This is a genomic window from Methanocalculus sp. (assembly GCF_029762515.1).
Taxonomy (GTDB): Archaea; Halobacteriota; Methanomicrobia; order Methanomicrobiales; family Methanocorpusculaceae; genus Methanocalculus.
Window position 1 is genome coordinate 1 of the sequence record NZ_JARVGN010000270.1, and the last position, 3,260, is coordinate 3,260.

General features: G+C 48.8%; 1 protein-coding gene. It reads left to right on the forward strand.

Annotation, left to right across the window (positions count from 1 at the left end; all coding sequences use genetic code 11):
* On the forward strand, positions 1 to 3,260 hold a 3,260-nt coding region (locus tag QCH34_RS09430; protein ID WP_300333278.1), incomplete at both ends, for a PAS domain S-box protein.

Here is a 3,260-nt window from a genome sequence, read left to right on the forward strand (position 1 = left end):
TCCCCGATCCCAGTTTGCAGAACTGATAAATAAAATCCACTATGCGGTTGCCACCAGGCGTGGAGAGGCTGAGATAAAGAGAAGGCTTTGGTTTGAGCGATTGATCGGACTCATTTCATCACGGTTTGTTGCATCTGATGATATTGATCTGCCGATCAATGTGGCACTTGAAGACATCGGCTCTTTCTGCGGTGCATCCCGTTCATACATCTTCCTTTTACGGGAAGCTAGCGATGTAATGGATAACAGCCATGAGTGGTGCGCAGATGGTGTTTCGCCTGAGATCGAAAATCTTCAGAACCTCCCCTGCTCCCACTTCTCCTGGTGGATGAAGAAGCTTCGTAATAATGAGATCATCAGGATCAGGGATCTTCATGAGATGCCCCCCGAAGCAGCTTCAGAAAAGAGTTTGCTGGAAAAACAGGGTGTCCTTTCATTGATTGCCATTCCACTGATGATGAGTGACGGGCTTACCGGATTTATCGGTTTTGATAATGTTGAGACGATCAGGGACTGGAATCAGGAAGATATCAATATCCTCAGGTTTTGTGGCGATATCATCGCAAGTGCACTGGGAAGAAGGCGATCTGAAGATGCACTCAGGAAGAGCGAGATCTTCAACCGCACACTCATAGACCACATTCCTGATTACATTGTCCTCTATGGAAACGATGGGAGGGTTATCTTTGCAAATCCAGCTACAGAACAGGCCTTTGGCTACCCGGTTGAAGAACTTGCAGGTGCTCATGTCCTTTCGTTTGTTCCTGAAGAATACCATGATCTGGTGAAGCAGAAACTGGTTGCACGGGCAGAAGGATTGCCGGTATCGCCATATGAGGTCGAAATCAGGACAAAGGAAGGCGGACGGATAACAGTGCTTGTCCAGGGGACAATTATGGAGTACCATGACACTCCGACCAATCTGCTTGTCCTGACAAACATCACTGATCGGAAGAGATCTGAAGAGGCATTGCAGAAGAGTGAAGAGCGTTTCAGAAGGATATCCGAGAATGCTCCTGTCGGCATCTTCCAGCTTCAGATGTTGCCATCAGAAGAGCTGTCCATCCTGTATGCCAGCAATAAAATACCAGAGATCACCGGGATCTCACAGGAGGAGTTATACAGAGATTTTTCATCAGTGACAGAACGGATCCATTCAGACTATCTGACAGGATTTCGGGGAGCAATGTCGGAATCGGCAGAATACCTGATTGATTTTGAGTACATATTTCTCTTTAACGCAGCATCCGGCTATCGGTGGCTTGAAGTACATGCAACACCGTCTGTGCAGAATGATCAGAGCATCCTCTGGGATGGGGTGGTCATCGATATTGATGAACGAAAGCGGGCTGATGAGAAGATACGGGATGCAAACCGTCTCCTTGAAGGCGTCCTTGACGGCGTATCAGATATCATCGGGATACAGAACCCGGATCATTCGATGGTCCGCTATAACAGGGCAGGATATGAGATGCTCGGTCTCTCCCCCCGGGAGGTTGAGGGAAAGCATTGCCACTCCCTGATAGGGAGAACAACGCCCTGTGAGAACTGTGCAACCGAAGTTGCACTGAGGAGCAAAAAGCTTGAAACAGTCGAGCGGTACATCCCCGAACTTGACCGGTATTTCATCTGCCGGAGCAACCCTGTCCTTAATGATGAGGGAGAGGTGCGGCTGATCATCGAACAGCTGACAGATATCACAGAAAGGAGGCGGATAGAAGACTCTCTCAGGGAGAGCGAGGAGCGGTACAGGCTCACACTGGATGCTACCAATGATGGAATATGGGACTGGGATCTCGTGAGCGGGAACGCCATCCTCAGCCCCCGATGGTACAGGATGCTGGGATATGAGCCTGGTGAGATGCCGGGGTCTTATGAAACCTGGAGGTCGCTCATTCATCCGGAGGATATCGAAGGAGCTGAAGCGTGTATCCATGCCAATATCCGGGAAGGGAAGGAGGGTTTTCAGCTTGAGTTCAGGATGAGGAGAAAAGAGAACGGCTGGGAATGGATCCTGGCCAGGGGCAAGGTTGTCAGCCGTGATGCAGATGGGATCCCTCTCCGACTCCTTGGAACCCATACCGACATCACCGAGAGAAAGAATGCAGAAAAGCTGCTCCGGGAGAGTGAGGAGAAGTTCCGCTCGCTTGTCGAAAATTCGATAGAAGCGATTGCAATTCTGGATCAAGAGGGAAATATTGTTTTTATCAATAGTGCCGCCGCCCACCTGCTTGAAATTGAGGATCATGAAGAACTGATTGGAAAAAATGTACTTGCTTTTGTTGCAGAAGAGTCAAAGGAAGCGGCGATACGCGACTTAATTGAATTATTCCAGGGTAATGACGCATATCTTGCAGGATATACCATCCAGTCAGCACTGGAGAAAAAACTTTTCGTGGAATGTGTCGGCAAGCAGATCCAGTATGATGGAATGACTGCAGATCTTATTTCTGTCCGGGATATAACTGAAAGAAAAATCTCCGAAGAGGCGCTGAAGAAGAGCGAGGAGAAGTACCGCATTATTGCAGAAAATACGGCAGACTACATCTGGCTGTATGACACAACCTTCAGGCTTCAATATATCAGCCCCTCAGTCGAGAGGATGAAAGGCTTCACCGTTTCCGAATCGATGAGAAAATCAATAAAGGAGGATATGACTCCGGAGTCCTATGCTGTTCTCAATGATATTATACGGGAACAGATGGATCTTGAAGAGTCCGGTACAGCAGATCCAAACCGATCTATCACCTTTGAGACCGAGGAGTATTGTAAGGATGGATCAACCATCATAGTCGAGAACCTTGCCCGTTTCCTGCGTGATGAAGACGGACGTCCTGTTTCGATACTCGGGATATCCCGTGATATAACCGAACGAAAGCGTGCAGAAACAGAGCTTCAGCTGAAGAACGCGGAACTAAAGGCAGCTGATGAGAGGTTGCAGGCAGCACACCTGAGGCTGCTTGCGGTGCTGGATGGAATTAATGCTGCTGTATATGTGGCTGATATACAGACGCATGAGCTGCTCTTTATCAATGAGTATGCACGTGAGATTACAGGATTCACAGGTGATATTGAAGGGAAGAGATGCTGGTCTGTGATGAAACCGGGGCAGGAAGAACCCTGTGGATTATGCACGAATGCGATGCTTATGCAGCAGGACGGCAGCTATGCAGGAGAGTACAGATGGGAGTTCCGGAATTCCGAAAACGGACGGTGGTATGACAGCCATGTGAGTGTGATACGGTGGATCGATGGCCGCT